Source organism: Nocardia sp. NPDC051929 (assembly GCF_044548645.1).
In the GTDB taxonomy this organism is placed as follows: Bacteria; Actinomycetota; Actinomycetes; order Mycobacteriales; family Mycobacteriaceae; genus Nocardia; species Nocardia sichangensis.
Genome location: NZ_JBIUCG010000002.1, coordinates 233,574 through 249,877, shown reverse-complemented (window position 1 = coordinate 249,877; position 16,304 = coordinate 233,574). Strand labels below are relative to the sequence as shown.

The following is a 16,304-nucleotide window of genomic DNA, read 5'->3' as shown; positions in this document are numbered from 1 at the left end:
AGGTCCGATGCCGGGCTGAGGAAGATCTGTTGTGCCGAAAAGCTAACTCAGCGCTTTTCCTTGATCTTGGCGGCCTTGCCACGCAGGTCGCGCAGGTAGTACAGCTTGGCGCGACGGACATCACCGCGGGTCACGACATCGATGTGGTCGATGTTCGGGCTGTGCACCGGGAAGGTGCGCTCGACGCCGACACCGAACGACACCTTGCGGACGGTGAAGGTCTCGCGGATGCCACCACCCTGGCGACGGATCACGACGCCCTTGAAGACCTGGATGCGCTCCTTCGAGCCTTCGATGACCTTCACGTGCACGTTCAGCGTGTCGCCCGGCCGGAACTCGGGGACGTCGCTGCGCAGCGACTTCTCGTCGACGAAGTCAAGGGTGTTCATTTCCATCCTTATGGTTTCGCGCGAACAGAGGACCCTGGCGGCACTGGGCGTGCTCGGCCGGTTCATGCTCCGATCAATGGGATGCGCCGGGTCGACAACCACCCAGGGCAACCTGAGCATTGTGCCAGATCGGCGCGCCGTGGAAGAAATCGACCCTGGTGGTGGCGAGTCGGCGGTCTCTTCACGTTACGCCCGAGGCGGTGCGATCGGTTCACGACTCCGGCGGGAGTATGGGCGAGGCGAACACTTCTTCGAGCGGAATCGGGCCGGTGTAGCGGCGGCAGTTGCAACCGACCCACTCACGCAGGCCGTGGATGCCTTTGCGGGAGATCTCGGCGTGACAAGCGCCCGAGGAGCGGTCGTGCAGTGCCAGGTCGTGACCACAACCGCAGCGTGCGCGAAGCTCCTTCCCCGCCCGGCCTCGCCGAGGCACGAATCGACCACATACCCAGCCGACACCGACGAGGCCGGCGCCGACCGCAAGGCTGAGCGGATCCAACATGAACGCAGTATACGTATACGCATAGCCGCCGTCGATCGAAAAATGTCCTGCGACAGAACCATTTACGGGTTACGCGACACAGAGGCTTCCGGCAATCTCACGCGACCCCGATCATCCCCCGCCGCGAACGGCACGTTGCCCGGCCGACCCCTCCGCTGAGCGTTCGTCAGCGGTGCTGTTCGCCGGAGATCGCGTCCTGGACAGGCGGCGGGCCGGGCGTACGCGGCGAGCCGTGGTCGGAGTGCCAGAACGAATGGTCGCGGTGCGGAGCGGGCGGGGCGGGCACGACCGTACGGGTGAGTTCCGCCTCCGCCGCCGTGCGGACGTGCTCGACGTCCGGTTTTCCGGCGACCAGATCCTGCACGAAGATCTTGGCGCGGATGACCGGGCGACGGTATCGCCGTTCCCGGACGATGGCCCGGTACCTCAGGCGCCTACGGTCGCCGTAACGCCAGCGCGCCCAGGGCGCGCCAGGGCGGCTCAGCCGCAGCGCACCGACGACCAGCAACGGCAGGAAGAACATGCCGAACAGGCCGGTCCAGATCTTCCCTTTGGCGATCACGATGGCGGCGAGAGCGAGGTTGACCACGGCGAACACGACGACGAAGGAGCGGACCTCCAGGCTCGGATCGCGCCGGAAATCATTGATGTCCAGCAGCCACAGCGGGTGGAAGCCCAGCAGCAGCAATCCTGTCACGGCGAGCGCGACGAACACCGCGTCCACCGATGTCCGCCCCTGCTCCTCCCAATACACGTCGCGCAGATAGAAGATCAGCGCGAATTCGTCCAGCACCAGAGCGGCGCCCACGCCGAACAGCGCGGCGAGGATGCTGCCCGTGGCGGTGTCGGCGCTCTCGTACTGGGCGACCATGCCGACGCCGGAGGACAGCAGCAGGATCACCCCGAACACCATGTGGTGGATGTGCGTGTCACCGGCCCGGAGGTTGCCCGGCCACCAGCGCACCCGCGCGCGGATCAGCCGGACGCTGAGGCGGATGAACAGGAATCCGACGATGAATCCGAGCAGGAAGCACAGCAACGGCAGCCGCCCTTGGGCGATCACGTCCTCGTGGAGCCACCGTCGCATGGCCGCTACTTCCTCCTGCGGACCGGGCTACTGGCCGAAACCCGCCCTGCGCAAGGCGTCCGCCATCGCGCCGCTAGGTGCCGGCGCGTTCCTGCGCTGATTGCCGCCACGCCCCTGTCCTTGATTACGGTTCTGGCCCTGCTGCCTGTTCTGACCATTCTGCCGCTGCCGCTGATCGCCTCCACCGGATCGGCCGCCGCCTTGACCGCGCTGCCGGTTGTCGCCGCCCTTGGCGGGCGTGCCGGGTTCGTCGTCCAGGCGCAGGGACAGACCGATGCGCTGGCGCGCGACGTCCACCTCGAGCACCTTCACCTTCACGACGTCGCCGGACTTGACCACTTCGCGCGGATCCTTGACGAAGTTGTGCGACATGGCCGAGACATGCACCAAGCCGTCCTGGTGCACGCCCACGTCGACGAACGCGCCGAAGGCGGCCACGTTGGTCACCACGCCCTCGAGCACCATGCCCGGCTCCAGGTCGGCGACTTTCTCCACGCCCGCGGCGAACTCGGCGGTCTTGAATTCCGGACGCGGGTCGCGCCCCGGCTTCTCCAGCTCGGCGATGATGTCGGTGACGGTCGGGACACCGAAGCGCTCGTCGGTGAAATCGCCCGCGCGCAGCGAGCGCAGCGCCGTGGTGTTGCCGATGATCTCCGCGATGCCGCGTCCCGTCGATTCGAGGATGCGCCGCACCACCGGATACGCCTCCGGGTGCACCGCGGAGGTGTCCAGCGGATCGTCGCCGCCGCGAATGCGCAGGAAGCCCGCGCACTGTTCGAACGCCTTCGGGCCCAGCCGCGGGACGTCGAGCAGCGCGGTCCTGCTGCGGAACGGGCCGTTCTGATCCCGGTGCGCCACGATGCTCTCCGCCACCGATCCGGCGATGCCGGAGACCCGCGACAGCAGCGGCACCGAGGCGGTGTTCACGTCCACGCCGACCGCGTTCACCGCGTCCTCGACCACCGCGCCCAGCGAACGGGCCAGCAGCGATTCGGACACGTCGTGCTGGTACTGGCCGACGCCGATGGACTTCGGATCGATCTTCACCAGTTCGGCCAGCGGGTCCTGCAGCCGGCGCGCGATCGACACCGCGCCGCGCAGCGACACGTCCAGCTCGGGCAGCTCCTGCGAGGCGTAGGCCGAGGCGGAGTACACCGAAGCGCCCGCCTCGGAGACCACGATCTTGGTGGGCTTGTTCTCCGGGATGCGGGAGATCAGTTCGGCGGCAAGGGCGTCGGTCTCGCGCGAGGCGGTGCCGTTGCCGATGGCGATGAGTTCCACGCCGAATCGGGCCACCAGCGCGCCGAGCACCGCGAGCGACTTCTCGGTCTGGCCCTGCGGTTTGTGCGGGTAGATCACCTCGGTGGCGACCACCTTGCCGGTGGCGTCGACCACCGCCACTTTCACGCCGGTGCGGTAGCCGGGGTCCAGACCCATCGTCGTGCGGGTGCCCGCGGGGGCGGCGAGCAGCAGATCGCGCAGATTCGCGGCGAACACGTCGACCGCGTCCTTCTCCGCCGCCTGCCGCAACCGCATCCTGGTGTCGATGCCGAGGCTGACCTGCAGCTTGGTCCGCCAAGCCCAGCGCACCGTGTCCAGCAGCCAGGAGTCGGCGGGGCGGCCCCGGTCGGCGATGCCGAAGCGAGTGGCGATACGACCCTCGTAGACGGTGCGCTCGCCCGGCTGCGGCTCCTCGGTATCCGGTTCGAGGTGCAGGGTGAGCACCTCCTCCTTCTCGCCGCGCAGCAGCGCCAGGATGCGGTGGGAGGGCAGCTTGTCGAACGGCTCGCTGAACTCGAAATAGTCGGCGAACTTCGCGCCCGCCTCCTCCTTGCCCGCGCGCACGGTCGAGGTGACCTGCCCGCGGTTCCACATCAGTTCGCGCAACTCGCCGACCAGATCGGCGTCCTCGGCGAAACGTTCGACCAGGATGGCGCGCGCGCCGTCGAGTTGCTCGGCGGTGTACTGCGCCGGGTCGGTGTTCGGATCCTCGATCAGGGCGTCGGCCACCGGCTCGTGCCCGGCCTCACGCGCGATCTGCGCCTTCGTGCGCCGCTTCGGCTTGTACGGCAGGTAGATGTCCTCGAGCCGGGCCTTGGTCTCGGCGAGCAGGAGCTGCCGATGCAGAGCGTCGTCGAGTTTGCCCTGGCCCCGGATCGATTCGATGATCGCGGCCCTGCGCTCGTCGAGTTCGCGCAGGTAGTGCAGACGCTCGTCGAGCACGCGCAGCTGCGCGTCGTCCAGGCCGCCGGTGACCTCCTTGCGGTACCGGGCGATGAACGGCACCGTCGAGCCCGCGTCGAGCAGCTCGACGGCGGCGCGCACCTGGGTCTCGCGCACCGCGAGTTCCTCGGCGATGCGACGGTTCACGCTGGCTGGGCCCGCGGTGTCGGAGCGTGGCACGGCGGGTGTGGACTCTGCACTGGCAGTCTCGGGCGCTGTCGTCACGTCGGAGACACTACCGTCGCCGCCTGACACGCGGTCCACACCCAGGTGAACCTCCCTCGTCTCAGCTGTCGTCCAGGCCGAGCAGCCGCCGCGACAGTTCCCGCATCTGCGCCTTGCGAACCTTGCCGGTGACCGTCATCGGGAATTCCTCGACCACATGCACGTAGCGGGGAATCTTGAAGTGCGCCAGCTTGCCGGCGGCGAAGTCGCGCACGGCGGTGGCGTCCAACGGCGTTGCGCCCTCGCGCATCCGGATCCAGGCCATCAGTTCTTCGCCGTACTTCGGATCCGGCACACCGATCACCTGCGCGTCCAGGATGTCGGGATGGGTGTAGAGGAATTCCTCGATCTCCCGCGGGTAGACGTTCTCGCCACCCCGGATGACCATGTCCTTGATCCGGCCGGTGACGGCCACATAGCCCTCGTCGTCCATCACGCCGATGTCGCCGGTGTGCATCCAACGGGCGGCGTCGATGGCCTCGGCGGTCTTGTCCGGCTCGTCCCAGTACCCGAGCATCACCGAATAGCCTCGGGTGCACAGTTCGCCGGGTTCGCCGCGCGGCACCGTGAGACCCGTTGCGGGATCGACGATCTTGACCTCCAGGTGCGGCCCGACCCGGCCGACGGTGGCGGTGCGCCGTTCGATGCCGTCGTCGCGCCGGGTCTGGGTGCTGACCGGAGACGTCTCCGTCATGCCGTAGCAGATGCAGACCTCGCGCATGCCCATCCGGTCGATCACCCGCTTCATCACCTCGACCGGACACGGCGAGCCCGCCATGATCCCGGTGCGCAGCGTGGACAGGTCCGCGGCGGCCGAGTCCAGCGCGGCGAGCATGTCGATGAACATCGTCGGCACACCGTAGAGGGAGGTGCAGCGCTCGGCTTCGACCGCCGCCAGGGCCGCTCTCGGATCGAACGACGGCGACGGAATCACGATAGCGGCACCGTGGCTGGTGCTCGCCAGGTTGCCCATCACCATGCCGAAGCAGTGGTAGAACGGCACCGGGACGCAGATCCGGTCCTGCTCGGTGTATCCGCACAGTTCCCCGACGAAATAGCCGTTGTTCAGGATGTTGTGGTGACTGAGCGTGGCGCCCTTCGGGAAACCGGTTGTGCCCGAGGTGTACTGGATGTTGATCGGGTCGTCGGCGGAAAGCCGCGCGCCCAGTTCGACGAGCCGATCGGTGTCGATCTCGGTGCCCGACAGCGCCTCCCACTCCGGTGTGCCCAGCACGAGCACCTGCGTCAGCGCCGGACAGTTCGGCCGGACCTGCTCGATCATCGCCACGTAGTCCGAGGACTTGAACCGCTCGGCCGCGATGAGCATTCGCACGCCCGCCTGGCACAGCACGTACTCCAGTTCACTGGTGCGATACGCCGGATTGATGTTGACCAGGATCGCGCCGATTTTCGCCGTGGCGTACTGCACCAGAAACCATTCCGCGCGGTTCGGCGCCCAGATGCCGACCCGGTCGCCCTTGCCGATGCCCTGTGCGGCGAGGCCGCAGGCCAGGGCGTCGACCGCGGCGCCGAGAGCGCGATAGGTCCAGCGCCGTCCGCTCGGCAGGTCTACCAGGGCTTCCCGGTCCGGGAACGCCGCCACCGCGCGATCGAGATTGCCGCCGATGGTGTCGCCGAGCAGCGCGACGTCCGACACGCCCGAGGCGTAGCTGGGCAGGGGCAACATGGCCGAAGTCATCGGGCACCGCCCTGCCGCAGCACGAACCGCTGCACCTTGCCGCTGGGCGTCTTCGGCAGGCTCGCCACGAAGTGAACCCGGCGCGGGTAGGCATGCGCCGCGAACTTTCGCTTCACCAGGCTCTGTAGCTCGGCTTCCAACGCGGCATCGCCGACGGCGCCGTCACGCAGCACGACGAACGCCTCGAGCACTTCGCCGCGCAGTTCGTCCGGCATGCCGACCACCGCCGCCTCCGCGACCTGCTCGTGCAGCACCAGAACGCTCTCCACCTCGAACGGGCCGATGCGGTAGCCGGCCATGATGATCACGTCGTCGTCGCGGGAGGAGAAGCGGAAGAAGCCGTCCGCGTCCTGTGAGCCCGCGTCACCGGTCAGATACCAGCGGCCGTCGGCGGTGTAGCGCTGCGCGGTGCGGTCCGGAGCGTCGAGATAGCCGAGGAACCACAGCAGCGGACTGCGTTCCGTATCGATCGCGACCCGGCCCAATTCGCCGGGGGGAGCGATCGTGTCGGCGTCGTCGGAGAGCACGGCGCAGGTCCAGCCGGGCAGCGAGCGACCCATCGATCCGGCGGGGGTCTCGGTGTCCAGGTCTTCGTGCCAGGCGTTGCAGATAACCATGCCGTGCTCGGTCTGGCCGTAGTGGTCGCGCACCGCGACACCGAGGTACTCGACGGACCACGCGACCACTTCAGGGGTCAGCGGTTCTCCCGCCGAAGAGGCGCGGCGCAATCGGGAATGCACGGGCGGCGTGGCACCGTCGGCGCGCAACGCTCGATATACCGTCGGGGCGGCGGCGAAGTTGGTGACGCCGAACGTCTCCAGCACCTGCCAGGTCAGCGGTGCCGAGAAGCCCGCGTGCAGCAGGATGCTGCGGATGCCGGTGGCCAGCGGGCCGAGGATGGCGTAGTAGAGCCCGTAGGCCCAGCCCGGATCGGCGGCGTTCCAAAAGACGTCGTCGGGGCGGACGTCCAGCGCGAATTCCTGGTACGCGTGGAAGGAGGCGAGCGCGCGCAGCGGAATCGGGACGCCCTTGGGCGTGCCCGTGGTGCCGCTGGTGAACAGTTGGACGAGCAGTCCGTCACCGCCGACCGCGATCGGCTGAGCCTGCGGAGAGGTGGCCGTATGAGCGTGGAGCAACTCGTCCATCCGCAGCGCCCCTTCGGGCGCCTCTGCTCCGGTGACGATGAGCCGCCAGGACGGATCGCCGGGCAGATCGGGTCCCGGCGCCAGCTTCGGCGCCTGGTCGGCATCGGCGATGACGACCGAGGCGCGACTGGCGTTCAACCGCAGGGCGATCGCGGGCGGAGCGAAGGCGGTGAACAGCGGAACGTGCACCGCACCCCGGCGCCAGATCCCGAGCAGAGCGACCACCAGGTCCGCGGATTTCGCCATCAGCGTGGCGACCCGGTGGCCGGGTTCGACGCCGAGTCCGGCGAGTGCGTCGGCGAAGCGGGCGGAGCGTTCGCGCAGTTCGCCGTAGGTGAGGTCGGTCGAGGACAGGTCTGCCTCGACGATCGTGAAGGCGACCCGGTCGGCCGGGTGCCGATCACACAGCAGGTCCGCCGCCGACGCGTCGGTGCGGTCGTAACAGTCCAGCAGTTCGCGCACCCGCTGATTCAGATCGGTGCCCATCTTCAGTTCTCCTCGTTCTGTGATCCAGCTCAACCCGGGTGTGCAATAGGATGTGGGTCACATCCCGCTGCCCACTACCCCCGAAAAGGGGTGAGTCTCGTGACCCACACCGCACTGCTGCGTCCGCGCGACAGCGACGCGCTGCGCGCCGAGATCCGCTGGGTGGCGAGCGCGGCGGGCGTGCCGGTGGCATTCGGCGGCGAAGTGCACGGCGACGCGCTGCTGCTGTCGGAATTCGTCGGCACGCTGACCAACGGCCTGCGCGGTCTGGCCGTCGTGCGGGCTTCCGGGCTGGGCGGACGGGTGATGGATTCCGGACGGCCCGCGGCGGTCTCCGACTATCGCCGCGCCTCCTCGATCACCCACGACTACGACGGGCCGGTCTCCGGCGAGGGCATCCGCTCGGTGCTCGCCGTGCCCGTGGTGGTGGACCAGCGCTCCCGCGCGGTGCTCTACGCCGCCACGCGCGGCGCGAGTCCGCTGGGCGACCGCACCGCGGATCTGGTCGTGCAGGCCGGGCGCCGCTTGGCCACCGAGATCGCCGTTCGCGACGAGGTCGACCGTCGGCTGCGCATGCTGGAGGCCACCGCGCCGTCGGCGGCCGCGGCACCGGCGATCACGGAGGAACTCCGCGACATCCACGCCGAACTGCGCGGCATGGCGCGCTCGACCGAGGACGATCGGCTGCGCGGACGCCTGCACGCGGTATGCGAGCGCCTCACCCGGGTCATGACCGGCGACCCGCGGCCGGACGGCCCGAAACTGTCCCGCCGAGAACTCGACGTGCTATCCCAGATCGCCTTGGGTTGCACCAATCAGGAAGCGGCGCAACGACTCTCACTCGGCCCGGAGACCGTGAAGAGCTACCTTCGCAACGCGATGGTCAAACTCGACGCCCACTCCCGGCACGAGGCGGTGGTGGCCGCCCGCCGCCATGGTCTGCTGCCCTGACGATCCCCGCTGCAGTCCACCGAGGGCAACGTTCCGTTGTCGGTACACCTCTCGGCGGTGACGTCGGTGCCGAAGGCCCGAGCACGGCTGATGACGCATGGCTGCTCGAGAATTCGGATTCAGGTGGGTGAGGAGGTCGTCGACCAGGTCGGTGGGGTCGGCGTTGCCTTTCCATCGGCCGCGAGGTGGCCCGCCGCGGCGAGGTCGGCGGCGCCGTGCGCGAGAGCGCGGAGCAGGGCGGCGAGGCGGATGGGGTCGCCGGGCGGGAAGGTCGCCCGCGGCTTGGCATCGGGCGACGATGTCGATCTGCGCCTCTTGCGCGGCGTGAGCGGCCGTGGCGAGTTCGGGCGAGTCGATCGTCCACGCGCCGAAGACCAGCTTGAAGCGGGCCGGATAGGGGCCAGTGCCCACTCGATGTAGCCGTGCATCGGTCTATCGCTCGGGTCCGGCCGTGCCGTGGTCCGCGAGCAGGTCCGGACGACGCTCGCGGGTCCGCGCGAGTGATTGCTCGCGCCGCCAGGCCGCCACCTTCGCGTGGTCGCCGGACAGCAGGACCGGCGGGACGTCCAACCCGCGCCAGGAGACCGGACGGGTGTAGCTGGGACCTTCGAGCAACCCGTCGGAGAACGAATCCTCTTGATGTGATTGCTGATTGCCGAGGACACCGGGCAGCAGCCGGACCACAGCCTCGGTCATCACCAGCACGGCCGCCTCGCCGCCGATCAACACGTAGTCGCCGATGCTGACCTCTTGCACCCGGACGCGGCGGGCGGCGTCGTCGAAGACGCGCTGGTCGATGCCCTCATAGCGGCCGCAGGCGAAGACGAGATGCCGCTCGGCGGCCCAGCTGTGTGCCATGGCCTGCGTGAACGGCACCCCCGCGGGCGTGGGGACCACGAGCAGCGCGTCATCGGGACATACTTCGTCGAGCGCGTCGCCCCACACGGTCGGTTTCATGACCATGCCCGGCCCACCCCCGTAGGGGGAATCGTCGACGGACTTGTGCACGTCATGCGTCCAACGGCGCAGGTCGTGCACCGTGAGCGAGATCAGTCCCTTGTCGATCGCCTTACCCAGCAGTGCCGTGCGCAACGGCTCCAGGTACTCGGGGAAGATCGTGACGACGTCGAGTTTCATGACTGTCTCCTAGCGCCGCCGGGCCGCAGGTCGTCGGCCGGGGCGAGCGACGCGCGGTCGGACGCCCACCGTGTCATTCCGGGTCGAGCAAACCTTCGGGCGGATCGATCACGATCACGCCCTCGGCGAGGGACACCGTGGGCACGATGGCGGTGACGAACGGGATCAGGATCTCCCGCCCGTCGTCCGCGGCCCGCACCTCCAGCAACTCACCCGCCGCGGAATGCAGCACTTCGCGCACGGAGCCGACCACGGTGCCGTCGGTGAGCCGTACCTCCAGCCCCTCCAGTTCATGGTCGTAGAACTCGTCCGGATCCTCGGAAGGCGGAAGGTCGGCACTGTCGACCACGAACAGCATGCCGCGCAACGCGTCGGCAGCGGTGCGGTCGGTCACACCGGACAGGAACACCAGAAGTCGGCCCGAGTGCTCCCGGGCCGACTCCACGGTGAACTCGCGAACCTCCGCCGCTCGCGGCAGCCGACCGCGCAACCTGACGCCCGGCGCGAAACGCGCCTCCGGCTCATCGGTGCGCACCTCGACGACGAGTTCGCCGCGCACGCCGTGCGACTTGGCGATCCGCCCGACGACGAGTTCCATCTACTGGTCGGTGTCGACCACGTCGACCCGGATGCCCCGGCCGCCGATACCGGCGACGAGGGTGCGCAGCGCGGTCGCGGTACGTCCGCCGCGACCGATCACTTTGCCCAGGTCATCGGGGTGAACGTGCACCTCGACGGTGCGTCCCCTGCGGCCGGTGATCAGCTCGACGCGGACGTCATCGGGATTGGCGACGATACCGCGCACCAAGTGCTCGACGGCATCGGCGACGACGGCGCTCACTGCTCCATCACCTCACGACGCAACTCACCCGTCGGCGGGGCCGGTCTGCGCACGGCTCGTGACGGGTATCGGATGGACGGGTATCGCCCGCTCATTACTCGCCGGCCTCGGCAGCCTCGGCGCCCTCCTCGGCGTCCTTCTTGCCCTTCTTCTTGGGGGTGACCGCCTCGGCGACCGGCTCGTTGTCGGCGGCGGCCAGCGCGGCGTTGAACAGGTCCAGCTTCGACGGCTTGGCCGGCTTGACCTTCAGGGTGCCCTCGGCGCCCTCGATGCCCTTGAACTTCTGCCAGTCGCCGGTGATCTTCAGCAGCTGGAGGACCGGCTCGGTCGGCTGCGCGCCGACGCCGAGCCAGTACTGCACGCGCTCGGAGTTGATCTCGATCAGCGAGGGCTCTTCCTTCGGGTGGTACTTGCCGATGGACTCGATGGCCCGGCCGTCACGGCGGGTGCGGGCGTCCGCGACGACGACGCGGTACTGCGGGTTGCGGATCTTGCCCAGGCGGGTGAGCTTGATGCGAACAGCCACTGCTGATCTGCCTTTCGTTGGTTGGTCACGACGCAATTCGGCGACCCGCATGGTCTGCGAGCCCGGTTTTGCGCTTTCGAGTGTGTGACCGCCGCGCGGTACGGAACCGGAGACGGGCTGACACTTGTCCGGAAGGACGGTGGTCCATTGTGCCAGACCGGACGATCCCGCCAGAAATCGCGTGCGTGTTCACACAGCGATGCCCACCCGCCATAACCAGGCATGCGACTGTTCCGACGCCACCGCACACGACCCGCCCGCATCACCCGCGACATCGCGAGCGAACTCGGCGATGAGGCTGCCGTCGAGTACGTCGTACCCGGCGTGTTCCGGGTGCTGCGACTCGTTGCCGCGGGCGTCGCCCGCGCCATGGAGTGCGGCTCGGCGTCTCGATGCGGCTAGCCCGGGACGGTGGCGGTGAGCGCACGGGTGGGGACCCAGGGGCCGCCCCACCACATCTGCCACCCCACGGGGCGCAGGGTGAGGGCGGTCGCGCCGTTCGCCGCCAGGACGGCGCGGTACGCCCGGGTGTCGCCGATATCGACGATGACCAGTTTGCCGCCGGGACGCAGCACGCGGCACGCCTCCCGGAGCGCCGCCGCCCGGCCCTCGGCGGTCTTGATGTCGTGAATCGCCAAGCTGGAGACGACGACGTCGAACACGCCGTCCGGGAACGGCATGCGGGTCATGTCGCCGGTGCGCAACTCGATCCGGTCGGCGACGTTCTCCGCGAGCGCGTTCCGCTCCGCGGTGGCCGGGGTGTTCTCGCAGTGGTCCGCGGAGCACCACAGATCCAGGCCCACCGCACACCCGGCGGGCAAGCGGCGCGCGGCGGCCAGCAGCACCGCGCCGCGCCCGCACCCCATGTCGAGCAATCGTTCGTCGCCACGCAGTTCGAGGTCGTCGAGCAGGCGCGCCCAGACCCGGAACTTGCCCCGGCGGGTCGCGTGCAGGAACAGCCCGAACTGCGTGGCCAGCACGACGCCGATCAGCAGGAGCAGCAGGCTCGGGCGCAGTTGCTGGAACAGCGCCACCACCAGCGCGGCGGCAAGATACCCGACCGCGAGAACTCCCAGCAACAACAGCACCGACGGCGCGTCGACACCGTACGACGCGCGCCACGGAGGGGCTATCATTGCCCGATCATAACCAGCGCCAACGGTATTCGCGCCGGGTTCGCGCTCGTCAGCGCACCAAGGGAGCGAAGGTACGCCCGGCGAGTTCGACCGCACCCGGCTCGTGCCCGTTGAACACCATATTGATGATGAGACCGTCTACGCCGTGGTCCAGAACGCGAGTCCGCAGCTGTTCGGCAACCTCGTCCGGTGTGCCGACGAACTGGCGGTCGGCCGGGCTCTGCGCGAGCTCGGCGTCCGACAGGGCCGACAGGTCGATACCCATGCGGCTCAAGTAATCCCGCTGCTGCTTGCGCACGAGGTCACCGTCTTCGTCCATCATGACGAAGCACAGGTAGCTGGTCTCCAGGGTCCGCGGATCCCGGCCGACCTCCGCGCAGCGCGCCCGCAGCGCCTCGATCTTGCGCGGCAGCTCGGACGCGTTGCAGATGATGTTGAGATGGTCGGCGAAGCGAGCGGCAAGGCCGAAGGTCTTCTTCTCACCGCTGCCGCCGAGCAGGATCGGCAGATCGTCGCGTACGCGCGGCTCGTTCATCGCGTTCTCGACCCGGTACCACTTGCCCTGGAAGGTGGGCCGCTCGCCGCGCAGCATCGGCTGGATGATGTGCAGCGCCTCGTCGAGCCGCTCGAAGCGGTCGGTGAAGGTGCCGAACTCGTAGCCCAGGGAGCGGTGCTCGAGTTCGAACCAGCCCGCGCCGATGCCGAGCACCGCGCGGCCACCGCTGACCACGTCCAGCGTGGTGACCGTCTTGGCGAGCATCGCCGGGTTGCGGTAGGTGTTGCCGGTGACCAACGCCGACAACTGGATCCGCTCCGTCGCCGTGGCCAGGCCGCCGAGCGCGGTGTAGGCCTCGAGCATCGGCTCGTCGGGCGTGCCGATGCCGGGCAACTGATAGAAGTGGTCCATGACGAAGGCCGTGTCGAAACCGGCGGCTTCGGCCTCTCGGGCCTGCGCGATCACCGTGGGGAACAGCTCGCGCACCGACTTGCCGTAGCTGAAGTTGGGCATCTGATATCCGAGGCGAATTGTCACGAAATCCGACCTTACGCCCCTTTCGGATACGCGCGGGTGAGCCGCGGCGCCGAGTTATCTATGGCCGGTGACCGGACCGTGCCCGCCGTACACGCGCCCGCGCAGCACGACGGCATACGGCGTGGTGAGCGTCTCGGGGTGGCTACGCGGATCCTCCTCGTAGACAACGAAATCCGCGGGAGCACCGTCCTCGATGCCGGGTCGCCCGAGCCACTCGCGCGCCTGCCAGGAGGCCGCGCCGAGCGCGTCGTGCCGGGACAGTCCCGCGGCGCCGAGCGCGGCGATCTCGTCGGCGATGCGCCCGTGGCGGATGGAACCGCCCGCGTCCGTGCCCGCGAAGATCGGCACGCCCGCCTCGTGCGCGGCGGCGACCGTGCCGCGCACCCGCCGGTGCAGATCGCGCATGTGCGCGGCGTAGACGGGGAATTTGCCCGCGCTGTCGGCGATACCGGGGAAGGTGTCGATATTGATCAGGGTGGGAACCAGGGCGGTGCCGTGCTCGACCATCATCTCGATGGTCTCGTCGGTGAGACCGGTGCCGTGCTCCAGGCAGTCGATACCGGCGTCGATCAGGCCGGGCAGCGCGTCTTCGCCGAAGACGTGTGCGGTGACCCGCGCACCGTTGGCGTGCGCTGCGGCGATGGCCTCCTTCAGGATCGCGTCGCTCCACAACGGCCGCAGGTCGCCCACCGAGCGGTCGATCCAGTCGCCGACGATCTTCACCCAGCCGTCGCCGTGGCGGGCCTGCTCGGCGACGATCTCCGGCAGGTCGCGTTCGTCGTCGAGCTCGATGCCCAGTTCGCGGATGTAGCGCTTCGGACGGGCGATGTGGCGGCCTGCGCGGATGATCCGCGGCAGGTCCTCGCGGTCGTCGACGAACCGGGTGTCGATGGGCGAGCCCGCGTCGCGCAGCAGCAGGGCACCGGCGGCGCGCTCGGTCTCGGCCTGTGCGACGGCGCCGGCGTGGTCCTCGTGGCCCCCGCCGTACCGGATCCCGACGTGGCAGTGGGCGTCGACCAGTCCCGGCACGATCCAGCCCGAGCCGCACAGCGTTTCGGCTCCGGGCGCGGGCTCGAACGACACCAGGCCGTCGCGCACCCAGAGGTCGCGCACCTCGCCTTCGGGAAGAACCACACCGCGCAGATGCACCGCAACCTCCTGGAACTCGTCGGCGGCCGCCAACCTGGTGTCCGACTCCCGGATCGGACATTTCGCGCGAAGCACGGCCACGCGGCAGCGACGCCGCGCACACGGCGACCGACCGGCGAGGCACACAGGCACGCCGCCCACGAACAGCGTGGGCGGCGTAAGTGGCCTACTTCTTCGGGAACTTCAGTTTGCTGAGATCGAAGCCCTCCAGGCCGGGCGGCAACTGGTCCAGACCGGCAGGCATGTTGGACAGGTCGGGCATCCCCGCGGGCAGGCCGGGCATGCCGCCCATCCCGGGGAAACCACCGCGCACCTTCGGCGGCGTCGGGCCGCGACCACCCTTCTTGCCCTTCTTGCCCTTCTTCGCGTTGCCGCGACGGGCGCCGGGCAACCCCATCTGGCGGCCCATCATCGTCATCATCTTCTTGGCCTCGAAGAAGCGGTCGACGAGCTGGTTGACCTCGGAGACCTGGACACCGGAACCGTTGGCGATGCGCAGGCGGCGCGAGGCGTTGATGATCTTCGGGTTCGCCCGTTCGGCCGGGGTCATACCGCGGATGATCGCCTGCACCCGGTCCAGCTGCTTGTCGTCGACCTGGGCGAGCATGTCCTTCATCTGGCCCGCGCCCGGCAGCATGCCGAGCAGGTTCCCGATCGGGCCCATCTTGCGGATGGCCAGCATCTGGTCGAGGAAGTCCTCGAGGGTGAGCTCGCCGCTGCCGATCTTGCGGGCGGCCTCCTCGGCCTGCTTGGCGTCGTAGACCTGCTCGGCCTGCTCGATCAGGGTGAGCACGTCGCCCATGCCGAGAATGCGGCTGGCCATGCGATCCGGGTGGAAGACGTCGAAGTCCTCGAGCTTCTCACCGGTCGAGGCGAACAGGATCGGCACGCCGGTGACCTCGCGGACACTCAGCGCCGCACCACCGCGGGCGTCGCCGTCGAGCTTGGTGAGCACCACGCCGGTGAAGCCCACGCCGTCACGGAACGCCTCGGCGGTGTTGACCGCGTCCTGGCCGATCATGGCGTCCAGCACGAACAGGGTCTCGTCCGGTTGCACGGCGTCGCGGATGCCCGCGGCCTGGCGCATGAGCTCTTCATCGATGCCGAGACGGCCCGCGGTGTCGACGATGACGACGTCGTACTGCTTCTGCCGCGCCTCTTCGACACCCCCGCGCGCCACGTTCACCGGATCGGCGGCGGAGATGCCGAGCGGGTTCTCACCGCCACCGATCGAGGTGCCGGGGTGCGGCGCGTAGACGGGCACGCCCGCGCGCTCGCCGACGACTTGCAGCTGGGTGACGGCGCCGGGGCGCTGCAGGTCGCACGCCACCAGCAACGGTTGATGGCCCTGCCCCTTCAGCAGTTTGGCCAGCTTGCCCGCGAGCGTGGTCTTACCGGAACCCTGCAGACCGGCCAGCATGACCACCGTCGGCGGGTTCTTGGCCAGGTTCAGCCGCCTGGTCTCGCCGCCGAGGATCCCGATGAGTTCCTCGTTGACGATCTTCACGACCTGCTGGGCCGGGTTCAGCGCCGCGGAGACCTCCGCGCCCTTGGCGCGCTCCTTGATCCGCCCGATGAACCCGCGGACCACGGGCAGCGCGACGTCGGCCTCCAACAAGGCCAGGCGGATCTCGCGGCAGGTGGCGTCGATGTCGGCCGGTGACAGACGCCCCTTACCGCGCAGATCCTTGAGGGCACCGGTAAGCCGGTCGGACAGGGATTCGAACACCGATCGCGCTCCTGATCTCGGGGGACGTCACATTCTCTCCCAGGGT

Annotated in this window: 16 protein-coding genes; 2 read left to right on the top strand and 14 right to left on the bottom strand. The window is 69.0% G+C overall.

Features of this window, described 5'->3' with window-relative positions; genetic code table 11:
- Window positions 1-47: 47 nt before the first annotated feature.
- The 6 genes from rplS to ACIHAX_RS03240 all read right to left on the bottom strand — a co-directional run bounded on the left by rplS (window position 48) and on the right by ACIHAX_RS03240 (window position 7,756).
- Complete coding sequence (gene rplS, locus ACIHAX_RS03265; RefSeq protein WP_014352079.1) at window positions 48-389, bottom strand: 50S ribosomal protein L19; 342 nt, start codon at window positions 387-389, stop codon at window positions 48-50.
- A 211-nt stretch (window positions 390-600) separates the two neighbouring features.
- Window positions 601-891 (bottom strand): hypothetical protein, encoded by a 291-nt coding sequence (locus ACIHAX_RS03260; RefSeq protein ID WP_355069896.1) that lies wholly within the window; start codon window positions 889-891, stop codon window positions 601-603.
- A 166-nt stretch (window positions 892-1,057) separates the two neighbouring features.
- A complete protein-coding gene (locus ACIHAX_RS03255) occupies window positions 1,058-1,978 on the bottom strand; it encodes a hypothetical protein (RefSeq protein ID WP_355069895.1) in 921 nt (306 codons plus the stop codon).
- A 27-nt stretch (window positions 1,979-2,005) separates the two neighbouring features.
- Entirely contained in the window at window positions 2,006-4,381 is a 2,376-nt protein-coding gene (locus ACIHAX_RS03250; protein WP_397275732.1) for a Tex family protein, read from the bottom strand.
- A gap of 106 nt (window positions 4,382-4,487) precedes the next feature.
- Complete coding sequence (locus ACIHAX_RS03245) at window positions 4,488-6,125, bottom strand: AMP-binding protein (RefSeq protein ID WP_397275556.1); 1,638 nt, start codon at window positions 6,123-6,125, stop codon at window positions 4,488-4,490.
- On the bottom strand, window positions 6,122-7,756 hold the full coding sequence (locus tag ACIHAX_RS03240) for an AMP-binding protein (RefSeq protein WP_397275554.1): 1,635 nt from the start codon (window positions 7,754-7,756) through the stop codon (window positions 6,122-6,124). Before ACIHAX_RS03240 ends, ACIHAX_RS03245 begins: the two co-directional genes overlap by 4 nt.
- 99 nt (window positions 7,757-7,855) lie before the next feature.
- Here ACIHAX_RS03240 and ACIHAX_RS03235 point away from each other — a divergent pair, with 99 nt between their 5' ends.
- On the top strand, window positions 7,856-8,707 hold the full coding sequence (locus tag ACIHAX_RS03235) for a LuxR C-terminal-related transcriptional regulator (RefSeq protein WP_356961296.1): 852 nt from the start codon (window positions 7,856-7,858) through the stop codon (window positions 8,705-8,707).
- A gap of 432 nt (window positions 8,708-9,139) precedes the next feature.
- On the opposite strand, the gene trmD is transcribed toward ACIHAX_RS03235, so the two are convergent.
- The 4 genes from trmD to rpsP all read right to left on the bottom strand — a co-directional run bounded on the left by trmD (window position 9,140) and on the right by rpsP (window position 11,211).
- Entirely contained in the window at window positions 9,140-9,844 is a 705-nt protein-coding gene (trmD, locus tag ACIHAX_RS03230) for a tRNA (guanosine(37)-N1)-methyltransferase TrmD (protein ID WP_355069887.1), read from the bottom strand.
- Window positions 9,845-9,917: 73 nt separating this feature from the next.
- On the bottom strand, window positions 9,918-10,442 hold the full coding sequence (rimM, locus tag ACIHAX_RS03225; protein WP_397275551.1) for a ribosome maturation factor RimM: 525 nt from the start codon (window positions 10,440-10,442) through the stop codon (window positions 9,918-9,920).
- Window positions 10,443-10,685 (bottom strand): RNA-binding protein, encoded by a 243-nt coding sequence (locus ACIHAX_RS03220; protein ID WP_011210690.1) that lies wholly within the window; start codon window positions 10,683-10,685, stop codon window positions 10,443-10,445. It lies immediately after the preceding gene.
- Window positions 10,686-10,779: 94 nt separating this feature from the next.
- The gene (gene rpsP / locus ACIHAX_RS03215) at window positions 10,780-11,211 is read right to left on the bottom strand and encodes a 30S ribosomal protein S16 (protein ID WP_355069884.1); all 432 of its coding nucleotides are present in this window, start codon (window positions 11,209-11,211) and stop codon (window positions 10,780-10,782) included.
- A 222-nt stretch (window positions 11,212-11,433) separates the two neighbouring features.
- Here rpsP and ACIHAX_RS03210 point away from each other — a divergent pair, with 222 nt between their 5' ends.
- Window positions 11,434-11,613, top strand: a complete 180-nt coding sequence (locus ACIHAX_RS03210; RefSeq protein WP_397275549.1) for a hypothetical protein — start codon at window positions 11,434-11,436, stop codon at window positions 11,611-11,613.
- On the opposite strand, the gene ACIHAX_RS03205 is transcribed toward ACIHAX_RS03210, so the two are convergent.
- From ACIHAX_RS03205 to ffh, 4 genes are all read right to left on the bottom strand, one after another.
- On the bottom strand, window positions 11,610-12,347 hold the full coding sequence (locus tag ACIHAX_RS03205) for a class I SAM-dependent methyltransferase (protein ID WP_355069881.1): 738 nt from the start codon (window positions 12,345-12,347) through the stop codon (window positions 11,610-11,612). The two genes, ACIHAX_RS03210 and ACIHAX_RS03205, sit on opposite strands and share 4 nt — an antisense overlap.
- A 49-nt stretch (window positions 12,348-12,396) precedes the next feature.
- Window positions 12,397-13,380, bottom strand: a complete 984-nt coding sequence (locus ACIHAX_RS03200) for an LLM class F420-dependent oxidoreductase (protein WP_355069879.1) — start codon at window positions 13,378-13,380, stop codon at window positions 12,397-12,399.
- Between the two features lie 54 nt (window positions 13,381-13,434).
- Complete coding sequence (locus tag ACIHAX_RS03195) at window positions 13,435-14,529, bottom strand: amidohydrolase family protein (RefSeq protein WP_355070987.1); 1,095 nt, start codon at window positions 14,527-14,529, stop codon at window positions 13,435-13,437.
- Window positions 14,530-14,695: 166 nt separating this feature from the next.
- On the bottom strand, window positions 14,696-16,258 hold the full coding sequence (gene ffh, locus ACIHAX_RS03190) for a signal recognition particle protein (protein ID WP_355069877.1): 1,563 nt from the start codon (window positions 16,256-16,258) through the stop codon (window positions 14,696-14,698).
- Between the last annotated feature and the right edge of the window lie 46 nt (window positions 16,259-16,304).

What these genes read in the sequence shown, in the direction of transcription:
- rplS (WP_014352079.1), bottom strand. Translation starts at nt 389, where the DNA reads ATGAACACCCTTGACTTCGTCGACGAGAAGTCGCTGCGCAGCGACGTC.
- ACIHAX_RS03260 (WP_355069896.1), bottom strand. Translation starts at nt 891, where the DNA reads ATGTTGGATCCGCTCAGCCTTGCGGTCGGCGCCGGCCTCGTCGGTGTC.
- ACIHAX_RS03255 (WP_355069895.1), bottom strand. Translation starts at nt 1,978, where the DNA reads ATGCGACGGTGGCTCCACGAGGACGTGATCGCCCAAGGGCGGCTGCCG.
- ACIHAX_RS03245 (WP_397275556.1), bottom strand. Translation starts at nt 6,125, where the DNA reads ATGACTTCGGCCATGTTGCCCCTGCCCAGCTACGCCTCGGGCGTGTCG.
- ACIHAX_RS03240 (WP_397275554.1), bottom strand. Translation starts at nt 7,756, where the DNA reads ATGGGCACCGATCTGAATCAGCGGGTGCGCGAACTGCTGGACTGTTAC.
- trmD (WP_355069887.1), bottom strand. Translation starts at nt 9,844, where the DNA reads ATGAAACTCGACGTCGTCACGATCTTCCCCGAGTACCTGGAGCCGTTG.
- rimM (WP_397275551.1), bottom strand. Translation starts at nt 10,442, where the DNA reads ATGGAACTCGTCGTCGGGCGGATCGCCAAGTCGCACGGCGTGCGCGGC.
- ACIHAX_RS03210 (WP_397275549.1), top strand. Translation starts at nt 11,434, where the DNA reads ATGCGACTGTTCCGACGCCACCGCACACGACCCGCCCGCATCACCCGC.
- ACIHAX_RS03205 (WP_355069881.1), bottom strand. Translation starts at nt 12,347, where the DNA reads ATGATAGCCCCTCCGTGGCGCGCGTCGTACGGTGTCGACGCGCCGTCG.